The following is a 16289-nucleotide window of genomic DNA, read 5'->3' as shown; positions in this document are numbered from 1 at the left end:
CATGGCTAAAGTTCGAGCTGTGGGTCGCTTGATGAATGTCCGCTGGATCGCCGCCGCGCTGGCCGTCCTCGTGCTCGCCGGGGTGTGCGTCCAGCTCGGCCGTTGGCAGTTACACCGCCTGGACGAGCGCAAGGCCCGCAACGACGTCACCCGGACCAACCTGGCCGCTCCGCCCGCGCCGATCGACCAGATCGTCGGCCCGCAGGGCGTGGTCGGCGACCAGCATGCCTGGCGGACGGCAGTCGTCACGGGCACGTTCGACGCGTCCAAGCAGATCGTCATGCGCTACCGCAACGTGGACGACCGGCCCGGCTTCGAGATCGTCACCCCGCTGCGCCTGGCCGACGGCAAGGCCGTGCTGGTCGACCGTGGCTTCCTGGCCCGTCAAGGCGCCGAGCTCGCGCCGCTCAGCATTCCCGCCACACCGACCGGCGAGGTGACGATCACCGGCCGGCTCCAGCGCAGCGAACGCGGCGGCAGCACCAACGGCGGCACGCCGGACGACGGTACGGCGCGACTGATCAACGGACCGGACTTCGCGAAGGTCCTCGGGCTGAACCTGTACGACGGCTACCTGACCGTGGACAAGCAGGAGCCGGCCAACGACCCGGCGTTCGGCGCGTTCCCGGGACCGGAGATCGACGACGGGCCACACTTCTTCTACGCGCTGCAGTGGTTCTTCTTCGCGCTGCTGGCGCTCGGCGGACTGGTCTACTTCTCCAGACAGGAAGGTCACGGTGGCAAGTCAGCAGGCGATGCGGCAGCACCCGAGTCCCCCGCGGAGCCACGGCCGGAAGCACGTGCCGGCGCGGCAGATTGAGGACTATGCACTGATCGGGGACCTGCAGACCGCCGCACTGGTGTCCAAGCAGGGCTCGATCGACTGGCTGTGCCTTCCGCGCTTCGACTCACCTGCTTGCTTCGCGGCCCTGCTCGGCACCGACGACAACGGCCACTGGCGGGTCGCCCCGCGCGATGCAGACGCGGTCAGCAGCCGGCACTACCGCGACGACACGCTGATCCTGGAGACCGAGTGGTCGACGGACACCGGCTCGGTCCGGGTGATCGACTTCATGCCGCCCCGCGATGCCGCGCCGGACATCGTGCGCATCGTCGAAGGCATCAGCGGGACCGTGGAGATGCGGTCCGAGCTGCGATTGCGGTTCGACTACGGTCACGTCGTTCCGTGGGTGCGGAACCTGAACGGCCAGGTGGTCGCGATCGCGGGTCCGGACGCGGTGTCGCTGCGATCCGACGTCCACCAGCACGGGCGTGACTTCGCGACGTACGGCGATTTCCGGGTCTCGGCCGGGGACCGGGCCTGGTTCGTGCTCACCTGGCATCCGTCGCACCACCCGGTGCCGGAGCCGACCGACGCCCTCGCGGCGCTGGAGCCGACCGAGACGTTCTGGACCGAATGGATCGCCCGCAGCAAAGGTGCGAACGGGTTCGGCGAGGAGGTCACGCGGTCGATCCTCACACTGAAGGCACTCACCTACGGGCCGTCCGGCGGCATCGTCGCGGCGCCGACCACCTCGTTGCCCGAGTCGCTGGGCGGGCAGCGCAACTGGGACTACCGGTTCTGCTGGTTGCGGGACGCAACGATGACGCTGGCCGCAATGCTCCGGTCCGGGTACACCGAGGAGGCGGTTGCCTGGCGCGACTGGCTGCTCCGCGCTATCGCCGGATCGCCCGCCGACCTCCAGATCATGTACGGCGTGACCGGCGAACGCCGGCTGTCGGAGTTCGAGGCGGACTGGCTGCCCGGATTCGGCGCGTCGGCGCCGGTACGGATCGGGAACGCGGCCGCGGACCAGCTGCAGATCGATGTGTTCGGCGAGGTGATGGACGTCCTCGCGCTGGCCCGCGAAACGCAGATCGGGTCGAGCGACGAGGCGTGGGCCGTACAGCGCGGGCTGATGCGCCACCTCAGCGAGGTGTGGGACCAGCCGGACGAAGGCATCTGGGAGGTCCGTGGCGGCCGGCAGCACTTCACCTATTCGAAGGTGATGGCCTGGGTCGCGTTCGACCGGGCCGCGCGGGCGGTCGAACGATACGGACTGGGCGGTCCGGACAAGCAGTGGCGGGCGATGGCCGACGAGATCCATCGCGACGTGTGCGCGAAGGCGTTCGACGCCGACCGGAACACGTTCACCCAGGCCTACGGGAGCAGGGCGCTCGATGCCGCCGTACTGCTCATCCCGCAGGTCGGGTTCCTGCCGGCCGACGACCCGCGGGTGGTCGGGACCGTCGAGGCCGTGCAGCGCGAACTGTCGTCCGGCGGGTTCGTCCGGCGGTACCTGACCGAGCACACCGACGACGGGCTGCAGGACGACGAGGGCGTGTTCCTGATCTGCTCGTTCTGGCTGGCCGACGCGCTGGCGATGATCGGCCGGGTCGGCGAGGCCCGGGACCTGTACGAGAAGCTCGTTGCCCTGCGCAACGATGTGGGACTGCTCGCGGAGGAGTACGACCCGGCCACCGGCCGGATGCTCGGGAACTTCCCGCAGGCCTTCTCGCATCTCGGCCTGGTCAACACCGCCTGGCACTTGACCACGGCCGAGTCCCCACTGCGCAGGTCGGCGTACTAGTTCTTGCCATCGGCCACGAACCGGTCGAGGTGCGCGACGGACAGTGGTGAGGCAGGATGGAGGCGTGGACCTCGGACTGCGCGATCGCACCTACATCGTCACCGGCGCCAGCGCCGGACTCGGCTTCGCCACCGCGAAAGCCCTTGCTGCCGAAGGCGCCCGGCTGGTGATCTCCAGCCGCAACGAGGAGGCGATCACCCGGGCCGCCGCCGAGCTCGGCGAGAACGTGGTCGGCATCCCGGTCGACAACGCCACGCCGGACAGCGCCGAGCGGCTGGCCGCGACCGCGGTCGCCAAGTGGGGCGCACTGCACGGCGCCCTGATCAGCGTCGGCGGTCCCCGGCCGGGCACGGCACTCGACTCCGACGAGGAGGACTGGCGGGCGGCGTTCGACAGCGTGTTCCTCGGTGCCCTGCGAATCGCCCGCGCGGTCGCCCGGACCGGCTCGGACGGTACGTCGATCGCCTTCGTACTGTCGTCGTCGGTGAAGTCCCCGATCAGCGGACTGGCCATCTCCAACGGCCTGCGTCCCGGTCTCGCGATGGTCGCGAAGACATTGGCCGACGAGCTCGGCCCGAACGGCACCCGGGTGAACGGCCTGATGCCCGGCCGGATCGCGACCGACCGCCTGAAGGAGCTCGACGGCAAGGGTGGCGACCCGGAGGCGGCCAGGCGCGCCTCCGAGAAGACCATCCCCCTGCGTCGTTACGGCGACCCCGACGAGTTCGGCCGCGTCGCCGCCTTCATCCTCTCCCCCGCCGCCTCCTACATCACCGGGACGATCATCCCGGTCGACGGCGGGGCCTTGCGAACGATCTGACCGTCAGCCCCACTGGCCGGGCACGTAGTCGCCGGCCGGCTGCTGGGTGATGATGTTCAGGCGGTTCCAGGTGTTCATGATCGCGATGGTGGCGATGAGCGCCGCAAGCTGCTCCTCGTTGTAGTGCTTGGCCGCGTTGGCCCACACCTCGTCGCTGACCCCCGGTGCGGCGTCGGCGAGCCGGGTGCCCTCCTCCGCCAGCGCGAGGGCGGCGCGCTCGGCCTCGGTGAAGACCGTCGCCTCCCGCCAGGCCACGACCAGGTTGAGGCGCAGCGAGGTCTCCCCGCGCTCGATCGCGTCCTTGGTGTGCATGTCGACGCAGACCGCGCAGCCGTTGATCTGGCTGATGCGCAACGCCATCAGCTCGAGCGTGTCGATCGGCACGCCGGCCGACCGCGCAACCAGGCTCCCCGCGTTGACATGCTTGATGAACTTCATCGCGACCGGATTGGTGAACAGATCCAAACGGGCGTCCATAGTGGTGTCTTCTCCTTAGCGGATGAGTTGTTGACACCACTCCGACGAGACAGCCCCGAAAAGTGTCAGTCGGGGGCGATGCGGTTGCCCTGCTCGTCCCAGTGCTCGGCAACCTTCTTGCTCGGCTGGACGCGGGGCGGCTCTCCCGGCATCTTCGGGTAGTCGGGTGGGAAGTTCAGCTCTCCGCCAGGGAGCTCCTCCCACAGGCGCAGCAACGGATCGAGCGGGTACGCCGTGTCGTCCATGTCCGCCCAGGGATCGCCGTCGGCGAGGTAGTCCGGAACCGTGTGCAGGTTGAAGGCACGCGGGTCGTCCACCTCGGCAAGCCGGTCCCAGGTCATCGGCGTACTGACCGGCGCACCCGGCCGCGGTCGCAGCGACCAGGCGCCCGCCACCGTGCGGTCGCGGAGGTTCTGGTTGAAGTCCAGGAAGATCGAAGCCTCGCCGCGTTCCTCCTTCCACCAGGCCGTCGTCACGCCGTCGTCACGGCGCTCGAGCTCGCGGCCGAGGCCGACGGCGGCGTGCCGGACCTGGTCGAAGGTCCACTCCGGCCGGATCCGCACGTAGATGTGGATACCCCGGTTGCCACTGGTCTTCGGATATCCCCGAAGGCCCAGCTCCTCGAGAAGTTCACGGGCGACGCCGGCCACCCGCCGGGCGTCGGCGAACGTCGCGCCGGGCTGTGGATCGAGATCGAGGCGCAGCTCGTCGGGGTGGTCGAGATCGTTGCTCCGCACGGCCCACGGGTGGAAGGTCAGCGTGCCCATGTGGGCCGCCCACACCGCGGCGGCAGGCTCCGTCAGGCACAGCTCGTCGATCGGGCGGCCGTTCGGCGTCAGGATGCGGCAGGTCTGGAGCCAGTCGGGCGCACCCTTGGGGAGGCGCTTGGAGTAGAAGCCGTCCCCGGTCTGACGACCGGTCGCATCCACCGACAGCGTCATCCCCTCGCGCCACCCACCGGGCCAGCGTTCCAGGGCGACCGGACGGTCGCCGGAGGCTCGCATGAACGCGGGAGCCACACCGATGAAGTACTCGCAGACCTGCAGCTTCGTGACCTCCGGAGCCCAGTCGGTCGCTGCGTAGACAACCCGATCGGGGCTGGACACCCGGACCTCGCGGTCTCCCACGGTGACCACCACCGCTGTGCTCTTCGCCATGCCGCGACGCTATCGCCCGACGACGACGAAAACGCGGAATTTCCCGCAAGGCTGCAGGAAAGGCAACTTTTCTCAACCTCTGGCCACGGTAGGTGACCGAGCGGTAACGTTCCTGCACCTCGTTCCTGGGGCGTGAGGCCCCCGGGACACCTCTGAAGGAGCACGAGGATGAACAGATCCGCCCTGTTCGCCGCTGCCACCGCAGTGGCGACCACTACCGCCCTCGGTCTGTCCAGTGCCACCACCGCTACGGGTGCACCGACCGCAGACCCCGTCCCCACACCTGCCGCGGCCGTTGCCCGGGCCAAGGCCGCGATCGGCGAGAATCTCGCCGTACTGCGGGCCACCGGTGCCGACGCGTTCGTGGTCAAGGACGTCATCGTCGACCCCGACGGCGCCAGCCACGTCCGGATGGACCGGACCATCGGTGGGCTCCAGGTCCTCGGTGGTGACGTGGTCGTCCACCAGGCCAAGGACGGCAGCTTCCAGAGCGCCAGCCTGACGCTGAGCCGCAGCGCGAACGTGAACCGGACGCCGAAGGTCAGCGTCGCCGCGGCCACCTCGAAGGCACTCGGCAAGGGCCTGAAGGCCGAGGGCAAGCCCACGCTGGTGATCGAGGCCCGCAAGGGCGCGCCGCGACTGGCCTACCTGGTCACCACGGTCGGCACCCAGGCCGACGGTACGCCGAGCCAGATCACCACGACCGTGGACGCCCTGACCGGTGCCAAGCTGGTCAGCGAGCAGCACATCGAGACGGCGACCGGTGACGGCCAGAGCCTGTACAGCGGGACCGTGCCGCTCGACACCACGCCGGCCACCGGCGGCTTCACACTGACCGACCCGGCCCGCGGCAACGGCTTCACCGCCGACGCGAACAACAAGACCGACTCCATCCTGTGCCAGCTGTTCGGCCTCGGCTGCCCGACGCCGACGCGCTTCACCGACGCGGACAACCACTGGGGCACCGGCACCAACGCGAACCGGGCCACCGCCGCCGTGGACGCGCACTACGGCGCCGCGACCACGTTCGACTACTACAAGAACATCCATGGCCGGAACGGCATCTTCAACGACGGCAAGGGCGTCCCGAGCCGGGTGCACTACGGCACCAACTACGTGAACGCGTTCTGGGACGGCAAGCAGATGACGTACGGCGACGGCGACAACGTCGTCGCTGGTCCGCTCGTGTCGATCGACGTGGCCGGCCACGAGATGTCCCACGGCGTCACCTCGGCGACCGCGAACCTGACCTACTCCGGTGAGTCCGGCGGCCTGAACGAGGCGACCAGCGACATCTTCGGCACCCTCGTCGAGTTCTACTCGAACAAGGCGGCCGACCCGGGCGACTACTACATCGGCGAAGAGATCATGAAGGACCGCCCGGCGCTGCGGTTCATGGACAAGCCGAGCAAGGACGGCAACTCCCCCGACTGCTGGTCCTCGGGCGTCGGCAACCTCGACGTGCACTACTCCTCCGGGATCGCGAACCACTTCGCCTACCTGCTCGCCGAGGGCTCCGGCGCGAAGACGATCGGCGGCCTGCCGCACAACTCGCCGACCTGCAACGGTTCGACCGTCACCGGCATCGGCCACGACAAGCTCGGCAAGATCTGGTACCGGGCACTGACCACCTACATGACCACCGGTACGACGTACGCCCAGGCCCGGACCGCGACCCTGAACGCGGCCACCGACCTGTACGGCGCCAACAGCACCGAGCGCGCAACCGTCGCCGCCGCGTGGTCCGCAGTCAGCGTCAACTGACTGACTGTGACAACTTCGCCGGTCCTGTCCCACTGGGGCGGGCAGGACCGGCGAACAAACGTTTTGGCCATTGCTCCCCCGGTGCGGCCGACCTACCGTCACAAGCATGGGCGGGGATCCCGGGGCATTGAACAAGCTGCATCGCGCACGGCCGTTACTGCTCGTGGTCGACGCTGACCCTGGGCGTCTGGACCGATGCGAGACAGAGCTGGAACGCGGCTTCGGCGCGGACTTCCGAGTGCGCGGCGAACCGTCGGCCGCCGCCGCACTCGACTCCCTACGCCGGGCACACGATGCGGGACAACGAGTCGCCGTTGTCCTGGTCGACCATGCCATCCCGGACGAGCACCGCGCCGAGATCTTCGCGGCGTCCCGGACACTGCATCCCGACGCCCGCCGGGCGTTGCTGATCGAGTGGGGTGCGTGGGCGGACCGGGCGACCGCCACCGCGATCCTGGCCGCGATGTCGGTCGGCGACATCAACTACTACGTACTCAAGCCGTGGATCGCGCACGACGAGCTGTTCCACCGAACGGTGGCGGAGTTCGTCCAGGAGTGGTCGCGGTACGAGGTCGCGAACTGGCGTGAGGTGGTGGTGATCGCCTCGGCCACTTCGGTCCGTGGTCAGGAGATCCGCAGCCTGCTCGCGCGCAACGGCATCCCGAGCGCTTTTCGGCCCAGCGGTTCGGACCTGGCGAACGACGTCCTGGCCTACATCGGGGAACCGGATCCGGGCGACGGTGTGCTGGTGTGGATGTCGGCGGTGGGTGGCGCCGTACTGCACGATCCGACCGATGTGGAGATCGCCGAGGCGTGGGGTGTGTCGACGAGGCTGGCCGAGGGCGAGGATTCGTCGTTCGACGTGCTCGTGATCGGCGCCGGCCCGGGTGGGCTGGCGGCGGCTGTCTACGCGTCGTCCGAGGGGCTGCGGACGCTGGTGGTGGAACGGGAGTCGATCGGCGGGCAGGCCGGAACGAGCTCGCTGATCCGCAACTACCTCGGGTTCTCGCGCGGGATCCGCGGGTCGGAGCTGGCGCAGCGGGGCTATCAGCAGGCGTGGGTGTTCGGTGCGCATTTCATGCTGATGCGGACGGTGGAGACGATCGAGAGGCGGGACGGCCAGTTCGTCGCCGTGATCGGTGATGTGGGCGAGGTGACGGCGCGGGCCGTGGTCCTGGCGACCGGGGTGTCCTATCGGCGGCTCGCCGTACCGTCGCTGGAGAAGCTGATGGGAAACGGCGTCTACTACGGCGCCAGTGTGTCGGAAGCCCATGGTTTGAAGGGGCTTGACGCCTGCGTGGTCGGCGGCGGGAACTCGGCCGGGCAGGCCGTGCTGCACCTGGCCCGGTACTGCCGGCAGGTCACGTTGGTGATCCGGGGCAAGGACCTGACCGCGAGCATGTCGCAGTACTTGATCGATGAGATCGACGCCGCGCCCAACGTGACGGTGCGCGCCTCCTGTGAGGTCGTCGGCGGTAGCGGCGAAGGACGGCTGCAGGAGGTGACGGTGCGGGATCGCGAGACCGGCGCCGAGGAGACGCTGCCCGCGAACGGGCTTTTCGTGATGATCGGCGCGGTGCCGGGGACCGGCTGGCTGCCGGAGGAGCTCGGCCGCGAGGAGCACGGATTCGTGCTGACCGGCTCGGACGCAGCCGCGGATCCGCGCTGGCCCGAGGAGCGGCCGCCGCAGCCTTACGAAACGACCGTCCCGGGATTGTTCGCGATCGGGGATGTGCGTAGCGGGTCGGTGAAACGGGTCGCGTCCGCGGTGGGCGAGGGCTCGGTGGTCGTGTCGCAGATCCACACCCACTTCAAGGTCTCGTCGGATGCCTGATCGCGAGCGCGAGCGGGTGAACCAGACAACATCGCAGCGGTTCGTCTACACCCCGGCAATGGTCGCGCTGACCGCACTGGCGCTGCTCATCCCGCTGGCCGGGCTGATCCTGCTGATCCGCGAGCCGCGGCTCGACGTGCACTGGGAACATCACCCGTCGCACTTCTGGCTGGTGCTGGTGACGGCCGGGTCGAGCGCCGTACTGGCGTATGCGACCGGTGCTGCGGCGATTCGGCGGGGCGATCCGCGGGTGCTGCTGGTGTCACTGACGTTTCTGTCGGCGGCCGGGTTTCTCGGGTTGCACGCGCTGGCCACGCCGAAGGTGTTGCTGGACACACCGAACGCCGGGTTCACGCTCGCGACTCCGGTAGGTGTGGCGCTGGGGTCGGTGTTCGCGTTCTTGTCCAGCCTGAATCTGTCGGGTGGGAGGGCGGTTGCGGCGGTCCGCTGGGGGCGGTGGCTTCGGGCCGGACTGCTCACGCTGATGGCGTTGTGGGCTGCGGCTTCCGTACTCCGGCTGCCACCGCTGCACGCCACGGCGGTGCCTGAGGTTGCCGACGGCATCCTTACGGCGCTGGCCGTACCGGCTGTCCTGCTTTACGTCATCGCCGCGGCTCGTTATCTGCGGACGTGGTGGGAGCGGCCGTCGCTGATGCTGTTGTCGATGGTCGCCGCGTTCGTGCTGCTGGCCGAGGCGATGGTCGCGCTGGTGTTCGCCCGGAACTGGGCGCTGTCGTGGTGGGAGTGGCACGTGCTCATGCTCGCCGCGTTCGTGCTGGTCATGGCCGGGGTGCGGATCCAGTGGTACGAGGAGCGGTTCGCGGATCTGTACCTGGAGGACACCGTCTCGGGACAGCGTGAACTGAGCGTCCTGTTCGCGGACCTGGAGGGATTCACGACGTTTTCCGAGAAGCACGGTCCGGCCGAGATCACGGCGATGCTGAACACGTACTTCCAGGTGGTCGTTCCGCCCGTCGTACGGCGGCATGGCGGCGTGGTCGACCGGATCATCGGGGACGCGCTGATGGTGACCTTCAACAAGCGCGGTGATCAGCCGGACCACGCGGCCCGGGCGGCCGCGGCAGGGCTCGCGTTGCAGGAGGCGGCGGTCGCTGTCCGGGCAGCGCACCCGCACTGGCCGCAGTTCCGGGTCGGGATCAACAGCGGCATCGCGTCGGTCAGCCTGCTCGGGACCGAGGGCGGGCGGACCCACACCGTCATCGGCGACACCGTGAACGTGGCGTCCCGGATCGAGGGCAAGGCTCCGGGCGGCGGCGTCGCCATCGGCCCTGGGACCAAGGAGCTCCTGCCGGACGCTGTCACCGAGTCGCTGGGCCTGCTCACGCTCAAGGGGAAGGCCGAGCCGCTGGAGGTCCACCACCTGCTCGCACTGCACGCGCACGCGCCCGGCGAATGATCACCCGTGCCTTTCGGGCACGTACCTGGTGTTCACGTGTTGGACCTTGGCCGGGCAGGGTCCCGGTGTGAGAATCCGGCACATGTCTGCCCAGATCCGATCACGGCGCCGCCTGGGCGCCCTCGTGGTCACTTCCAGTCTCGTCTTCGCCGGGGTGGCCGCGTTCGTGGCCCGACCGGCCGCGGCCGCGTCCGCCGACGTGGTCATCACCGAGGTGTACGGCGGTGGCGGCAACAGCGGCGCGCCGTACACCAATGACTTCATCGAGCTGACGAACAACAGCTCGGCCCCGGTCGACGTGAGCGGCTGGTCGGTCCAGTACGCCGCGGCCGGTGGCACGACCTGGCAGGTCACGAAGCTGACGGGCAGCATCGCCCCGGGAGCGGCGTACCTGGTCCAGGAGGGCGCCGGCGCGGGGAACGGCGCACCGATGCCGACTCCGGACGTCTCGGGCACGATCATGATGGCGGCGGGCGCCGGCAAGGTCGCGCTGGTCACCACCCAGACCGCGCTCGCGTGTGGCTCGGCCTGCCACGCCGACCCGTCCGTTCGCGACTACGTGGGCTACGGCACCGCGGCGAACGACTCCGAGACCGCGCCGACCGGCACGCTGTCGAACACGGCGTCCGCGGCGCGGATCGACCCGACGAAGGACACCGACAACAACGGTGCCGACTTCGCCGTGGGCAACCCCTCGCCGGGCACGCTGACCTCGACCCCGACCGAACCGCCGGTCGACGCGAAGATCCACGACATCCAGGGCGCCGCGCACCTGTCGCCGCTGAACGGCAAGGTGGCCGAGAACGTGACCGGTGTGGTCACCGCGAAGACCACGAACGGGTTCTGGTTCCAGGACCCGCAGCCGGACAACGACCCGGCGACCAGCGAGGGCCTGTTCGTCTTCACCAGCTCCGCGCCGACGGTGTCAGTCGGTGACGCGGTCACGGTCAAGGGCACGGTCGCCGAGTTCCGCCCCGGCGGCTCGGGCACCGACAACCTGACCACCACGGAGCTCACCAACCCGACCATCACCGTCACCGGCACCGCCGCCGTACCGGCACCGACGATCGTCGGCCCGGGTGGGCGCGTCCCGCCGTCGACCGTGATCGACGACGACTCCAACGGTGACGTGGAGACCACCAGCACGGCGTTCGACCCGGCCAACGACGGGCTCGACTTCTGGGAGTCGCTGGAGGGGATGTGGCTGGGGATCGACCAGCCCGAGGTGACCGGCCCGACCAGTTCGTTCCGCGAACTGTCCGTCGTACCGGCCGGGTCCGGCGTCCGGACCGTGCGCGGCGGCATCCTGCTGCAGAAGACCGACAGCAACCCCGAGCGCGTGCTGCTCGACGACGTACTCACGCCCATCCCGGACGCGAAGACGGGCGACAAGCTGGCCGGCGTGGTGACCGGTGTCCTGGACTACTCGTTCGGGAACTTCAAGTTCCTGCCGACCGTGACCCCGACCGTGATCGACGGTGGCGTGCAGCGGGAGACGACGCAGAAGTCCTCGCCGCTGCAGGTGTCGGTGGCGACGTTCAACGTGGAGAACCTGGACCCGTCCGACGGTGACGCCAAGTTCGACGGGCTGGCCCAGGCGGTGGTGAAGAACCTCGCGGCGCCGGACATCATCGGCCTGGAGGAAGTGCAGGACAACGACGGCGCCACGAACTCCGGCACCACCGCGGCCGACGTCACCCTCGACCTGCTCGTCGCCGCGATCCAGAATGCGGGCGGACCGAAGTACGACTACCGCCAGATCGATCCGGTCAACAACAAGGAGGGCGGCGAGCCGGGCGGGAACATCCGGGTCGCATTCCTGTACCGGACCGACAAGCCGGTGAAGTTCGTCGACCGCCCGGGTGGCACCTCGACGGTCGCGACCACGATCACCACCGACCGGTTCGGCCGGCCGCACCTGAGCTCGTCGCCGGGTCGCGTCGACCCGGGCAACACGGCGGCCTGGGACGCCACCCGTGTCCCGCTGGCCGGCGAGTTCACCTGGCACGGTCAGAGCCTGTTCGTGGTGGTCAACCACTTCAGCTCCAAGGGCGGCGACGACCCGCTGTGGGGCCGCACCCAGCCGCCGGTCCAGGTGACCGCGGCGAAGCGGCACCTGCAGGCCCAGGCGGTCCGCGGGTTCGCCGACGAGATCTTCGCCAAGGACAAGGGCGCGAACGTGATCGTGCTCGGTGACCTGAACGACTTCGACTGGTCCGAGACAGCCGACATCCTGGTCGGGTCGGGCAAGACCGCGCTGATCGACATGCCACGGACGCTGCCGCTGAAGGAGCGCTACAGCTACGTGTTCGAGGGCAACAGCCAGATCCTCGACCAGATCCTGATCTCGAGGAACCTGCAGCCGGCCTCGACGTACGACGTGGTCCACATGAACGCCGAGTTCCCGGACCAGATCAGCGACCACGACCCCCAGGTGGTCCGCGTCATCCCGCTCCCGTCCTGGGTGCGCTGACCGATCACGGGACCCTTACGTACGGCGTCCGGGCGGGGTTTTGCTTGCCCGGGCGCCGATACTGGGGTCGTGACAGATGACATCAAGCAGTACGCCGTGAGTAAGTCCGAGGCGGAGTGGAAGGCGCAGCTCTCCCCCGCCGAGTTCCACGTGCTGCGCAAGGCCGGCACCGAGCGGCCGTTCACCGGTGAGTACACCGACACCAAGACCGTCGGGGTCTACAAGTGCCGGGCGTGTGACGCGGAACTCTTCCGAAGCGAGAACAAGTTCGACTCGCACTGCGGCTGGCCGTCGTTCTTCGCGCCGCTGGCCGAGGACCGGGTCCAGTACATCGAGGACTCCACCCTGGGCATGAAGCGCGTCGAGGTCCGGTGCGCCAACTGCGGGTCCCACCTGGGCCACGTCTTCGAAGGTGAGGGCTACAACACCCCCACCGACCTCCGTTACTGCATCAACAGCGTCAGCCTCAACCTCGAGCCCGCCTCAGCCTGAGGGCCGGGCCGCCTAGAAACTGCCGATGCCCTTGCCGATCATGACGACCCCGATCACCAGGAGAAGGGTCGCCATGACGACGGCGTTCTCGTGGACCAGCCAGCCGCGGAGCGACTCGAGTGGGGCGGCCATCCGGTCGGCGGCCGCGAGGTAGGCCAGCACCGGGACGGCGACGGTGGACGCGGCGATCACGGTGAAGATCACCAGCACCACGACGACCTGACCCGTGCCGAGTGATGCGGTCCCGATGGCGATGCCGGCCCCGGCGGCCATGATCAGGTTCTTCGGGTTCAGGGCCGAGAGCAGGAAGCCGAGGCCGAGTCCTTTGACCGGGGTCAGCGTGTCGATGGCCGACATCCACTTCGGCAGCGCCGGCTCGGCGTCGGTCCGAGGCCGGCCTCGCCACTCACGGACCGCCAGCAGGATGAGCAGTGCCCCCAGCACCAGCTTGATCGTGCCGAGCACCGGCTTCGAGGCGTCGGAGTCCGTCTCGGGCAGGAGCGCGGACAGCAAGGTGAACGCCGTCGCCGCGACGGCGATCCCGGCCACCCAGCCGGCCAGGAATCCGATACTCGTCGACCCCGCCCTAGGCGAGAGCAGCATGAGAATCGCCGCGATCACCGGAATCGGGCTGATCGCCACGCCCAGCGCGAGCGGCAGGATCTCGCCGATGACACCACCCATGTCGCAGCCCTCTCGATTGCCCTGGTGCCGACCGTCAGAAGTCGATCACCCGCCGCCACGGACCGACATCACCCACGCGGGATGAGGATGCTCCGGGCGTCGCCCGCTGACGCACTAAAGTGAGCCAGCGTGGCTGACGACACCCGGAGACCCGGCGTTCTCGATGTCCTTGCTGCCGACCAGCCCTGGGAGGTGCCGGGCGACTGGCTGGCCGGTGTCCGCAGCCAGCTGCGCACCTGGGCCGAGGACGCGAACACGCTGCGGCCGGCCGCCTTTCCGGACTTCGTCAACGGGACGCCGGCCGCGGTGTGGTTCACCCATCAGGTCGCCCCGCTGCTGACCGGCTGGATCCCGGTCCTGCACGGCGAGTACGCCGACGTCGCGGCCGAACTCACCCGGGACTTCTACCGGCCGCCGTACCGGTTCGGCGGCGCCGGATACGTGATCCGGGTCGCGGACACCGACTGGCCGCTGCAGGCGGTGTCTGGTGCACGGAGCTTCCCCGAGCAGGCCCGCCGGCAGGCGCTGCAACTGTCTCGGGACGTGGTAAGCCTGTTCGTCGACGCGCCGCCGATGGCGGCTCGCGCCCGCGTTCTGACCACCGTGTTCGACCGGGTGCTGGCCGACCGCGAGGTCACTCGCATGCACGCGCTCGCCGACTACGAGACGATCGCTCAGTTCTGGCGGACGGCCGCGCTCAGCGACAACGAGCGCGCGGTGCTGCCGGAGCTGGCCGGCTCCGCGTCGGCCCTGCAGTACTCGCTCAGCACGCTGCAGGACGCGCACACGAAGCTGCTGATGACGGTTCCAGACGACCAGGCCGGCTCCTTCGCCCAGCTGATGGCTCAGCTGATCCTGACGACCGGGCTCGACGGCCTTCCCCCGGCCGTGGGTCAGGTCATGGGCGGCGCCGGCTGGGACGTGGTGAACGCCGTCGCCGACACCAAGGACGACTTCGAGCCGGCCGCCTGGCTGGCCGGGAACACCGAGTGGCTCGCCCGTGCGGTGCGCGACGACCAGCAGGTACTCGCGCGCTCCTGGGCCGCGGCCGCTACCCGCGTGTCGGTCCACCTGTCCGGCGTCTTGTCGGACGCACCCTGGCCGGACCCGCAGATCCCGGACCTGACTACCTTCTTCCGGCACCTCCACGAAGACCACCGCCGGCCGGTCGAGGCTGTCCCGGAGCCGAGGATCGCGGCCGTCCCCGCGCCCGAACCTGTGGCCGAGATCGCTCCTGAGCCCGAGCCGCCGGCCCAGCCTGAGCCTGCGCCGATCGCCGACGTCGCTCCGGAGTCCGTCGCTCCTCAGAGCCGGCCTGAGCCTGAGGAGTTGGTTCTTCCCGGGGCTACGCCTGGGGACAACCCGCTCGCCGAGCTGGACACGCTGATCGGGCTGGACTCGGTCAAGGACGCGGTCCGCCGGATGGTGGCCGAGGTCAGGACCAACCTGCGCCGCATGGAGCTCGGCCTCCCGACGCACGAGCGCGCCCGGCACATGGTGTTCGTCGGCAAGCCCGGTACCGCCAAGACCACGATCGCCCGGCTGCTCAGCCGGATCTACAAGCAGCTCGGCGTACTCGAGCAGGGTCACGTGGTCGAGGTCGACCGGTCCGACCTGGTCGGTTCCAGCGTCGGCCAGACTGCGCCGATGACCGCGGCCAAGTTCCGCGAGGCGCTCGGCGGGGTGCTGTTCGTCGACGAGGCGTACACCCTGGTACCGGAGAACAGCCCGGGCGACTTCGGCCTCGAAGCCGTCACCACGATCCTGAAGATGATGGAGGACCACCGCGACGATTGCATCGTGATCGTCGCCGGGTACCACCGCGAGATGCAGCGGTTCATGGAGTCCAACACCGGGCTGGCCTCACGGTTCCCGAAGCTGCTGTCGTTCAGCGAGTACGACAACGACCAGCTGATCGCGATCTTCGAGCTGCAGGCCGGGCAGAAGGGCATGATCTACACCGACGACGTGCTGGCCAAGGTCCGCAGCGTCATCCCGCCGGCGCCGCGCAGCCACAACTTCGGCAACGGCCGGTTCATCCGGAACGTGCTCGAGGAGGCCATCTCCAACCAGGCGACCCGGCTGTCCACCCGCGACGCGGACAGCCTGACCGAACGCGACCTGCGCGAACTGCTCCCCGACGACGTCAAGCCGCCCTCGTCCATGCGCGCCGAGGACTACCTGTTCCAGAAGCCGGGGACCTAAATCGGGGTGGCGAGGGCGACCGGGTTGCCTTCGGGGTCGGAGATGTAGGCCTGGCGCTCGCCCCAGGGCATGGTCGCCGGCTCCTGCAGGACTTTGTACCCGGCGGCCCGGAAGGATTCCACAGCCGTTTCGACGTCGTCGACGTACACGAAGAGCTCGAAGCGGGGCGCCGTACCGACGGTGATGCCGAGCTGGGCTTCCGGCCAGCTCACGTCGGACAGCCCGAGCGAGGAGTCACCGCGTTCCAGGCCGACGTAGTGCGGGTCGCCCTCGAGCGGGAACTGGTACGTCGACTCATAGCCGAGCAGCGTGTAGAACTCCACGGACCGGCGTACGTCGGCGACGTACAGGACCGGGAACGCCTTGCGGTGCACG

General features: G+C 69.2%; 13 protein-coding genes. 9 read left to right on the top strand and 4 right to left on the bottom strand.

Annotation, left to right across the window (positions count from 1 at the left end):
* The first annotated feature begins 19 nt into the window (after positions 1-19).
* The 3 genes from ACZ3HV_RS02865 to ACZ3HV_RS02855 all read left to right on the top strand — a co-directional run bounded on the left by ACZ3HV_RS02865 (position 20) and on the right by ACZ3HV_RS02855 (position 3411).
* Positions 20-820 (top strand): SURF1 family cytochrome oxidase biogenesis protein, encoded by an 801-nt coding sequence (locus ACZ3HV_RS02865; RefSeq protein ID WP_465680251.1) that lies wholly within the window; start codon positions 20-22, stop codon positions 818-820.
* Positions 738-2591 (top strand): glycoside hydrolase family 15 protein, encoded by a 1854-nt coding sequence (locus ACZ3HV_RS02860; protein WP_465680249.1) that lies wholly within the window; start codon positions 738-740, stop codon positions 2589-2591. Before ACZ3HV_RS02865 ends, ACZ3HV_RS02860 begins: the two co-directional genes overlap by 83 nt.
* A gap of 64 nt (positions 2592-2655) precedes the next feature.
* Positions 2656-3411: an SDR family oxidoreductase gene (locus ACZ3HV_RS02855; protein ID WP_465680247.1), complete on the top strand. Its 756-nt coding sequence runs from the start codon at positions 2656-2658 to the stop codon at positions 3409-3411.
* Positions 3412-3414: 3 nt separating this feature from the next.
* Here ACZ3HV_RS02855 and ACZ3HV_RS02850 read toward each other — a convergent pair whose 3' ends face one another.
* The gene (locus ACZ3HV_RS02850) at positions 3415-3888 is read right to left on the bottom strand and encodes a carboxymuconolactone decarboxylase family protein (RefSeq protein ID WP_465680245.1); all 474 of its coding nucleotides are present in this window, start codon (positions 3886-3888) and stop codon (positions 3415-3417) included.
* Between the two features lie 65 nt (positions 3889-3953).
* Positions 3954-5045, bottom strand: coding sequence for a DNA polymerase domain-containing protein (locus ACZ3HV_RS02845; protein ID WP_465680243.1), 1092 nt, complete (start codon positions 5043-5045; stop codon positions 3954-3956).
* A 168-nt stretch (positions 5046-5213) separates the two neighbouring features.
* On the opposite strand from ACZ3HV_RS02845, the gene ACZ3HV_RS02840 reads away from it, so the two are divergent.
* From ACZ3HV_RS02840 to msrB, 5 genes are all read left to right on the top strand, one after another.
* Positions 5214-6809 (top strand): M4 family metallopeptidase, encoded by a 1596-nt coding sequence (locus ACZ3HV_RS02840; protein ID WP_465680241.1) that lies wholly within the window; start codon positions 5214-5216, stop codon positions 6807-6809.
* 106 nt (positions 6810-6915) lie between these two features.
* Positions 6916-8643, top strand: coding sequence for an NAD(P)/FAD-dependent oxidoreductase (locus ACZ3HV_RS02835; protein WP_465680239.1), 1728 nt, complete (start codon positions 6916-6918; stop codon positions 8641-8643).
* Entirely contained in the window at positions 8636-10060 is a 1425-nt protein-coding gene (locus ACZ3HV_RS02830) for an adenylate/guanylate cyclase domain-containing protein (RefSeq protein WP_465680237.1), read from the top strand. Before ACZ3HV_RS02835 ends, ACZ3HV_RS02830 begins: the two co-directional genes overlap by 8 nt.
* Positions 10061-10142: 82 nt before the next feature.
* Positions 10143-12533 carry a lamin tail domain-containing protein gene (locus ACZ3HV_RS02825; protein ID WP_465680235.1) on the top strand — a complete coding sequence of 797 codons (2391 nt, stop codon included), beginning with the start codon at positions 10143-10145 and terminating at the stop codon, positions 12531-12533.
* 69 nt (positions 12534-12602) lie between these two features.
* Positions 12603-13025, top strand: a complete 423-nt coding sequence (gene msrB, locus ACZ3HV_RS02820; protein ID WP_360380143.1) for a peptide-methionine (R)-S-oxide reductase MsrB — start codon at positions 12603-12605, stop codon at positions 13023-13025.
* 12 nt (positions 13026-13037) lie between these two features.
* On the opposite strand, the gene ACZ3HV_RS02815 is transcribed toward msrB, so the two are convergent.
* Complete coding sequence (locus ACZ3HV_RS02815; protein WP_465680233.1) at positions 13038-13709, bottom strand: GAP family protein; 672 nt, start codon at positions 13707-13709, stop codon at positions 13038-13040.
* Between the two features lie 129 nt (positions 13710-13838).
* On the opposite strand from ACZ3HV_RS02815, the gene ACZ3HV_RS02810 reads away from it, so the two are divergent.
* Positions 13839-15914 (top strand): AAA family ATPase, encoded by a 2076-nt coding sequence (locus tag ACZ3HV_RS02810; protein WP_465680231.1) that lies wholly within the window; start codon positions 13839-13841, stop codon positions 15912-15914.
* Here the strand turns inward: ACZ3HV_RS02810 and ACZ3HV_RS02805 are convergent.
* Positions 15911-16288, bottom strand: a complete 378-nt coding sequence (locus ACZ3HV_RS02805; protein WP_465680229.1) for a VOC family protein — start codon at positions 16286-16288, stop codon at positions 15911-15913. The genes ACZ3HV_RS02810 and ACZ3HV_RS02805 overlap by 4 nt on opposite strands.
* Position 16289 lies beyond the last annotated feature (1 nt).

The organism is Kribbella sp. NPDC020701, from assembly GCF_055562215.1.
Note: the sequence above shows the minus strand (reverse complement) of the source record. Positions and strands in the feature narration are given on the sequence as shown.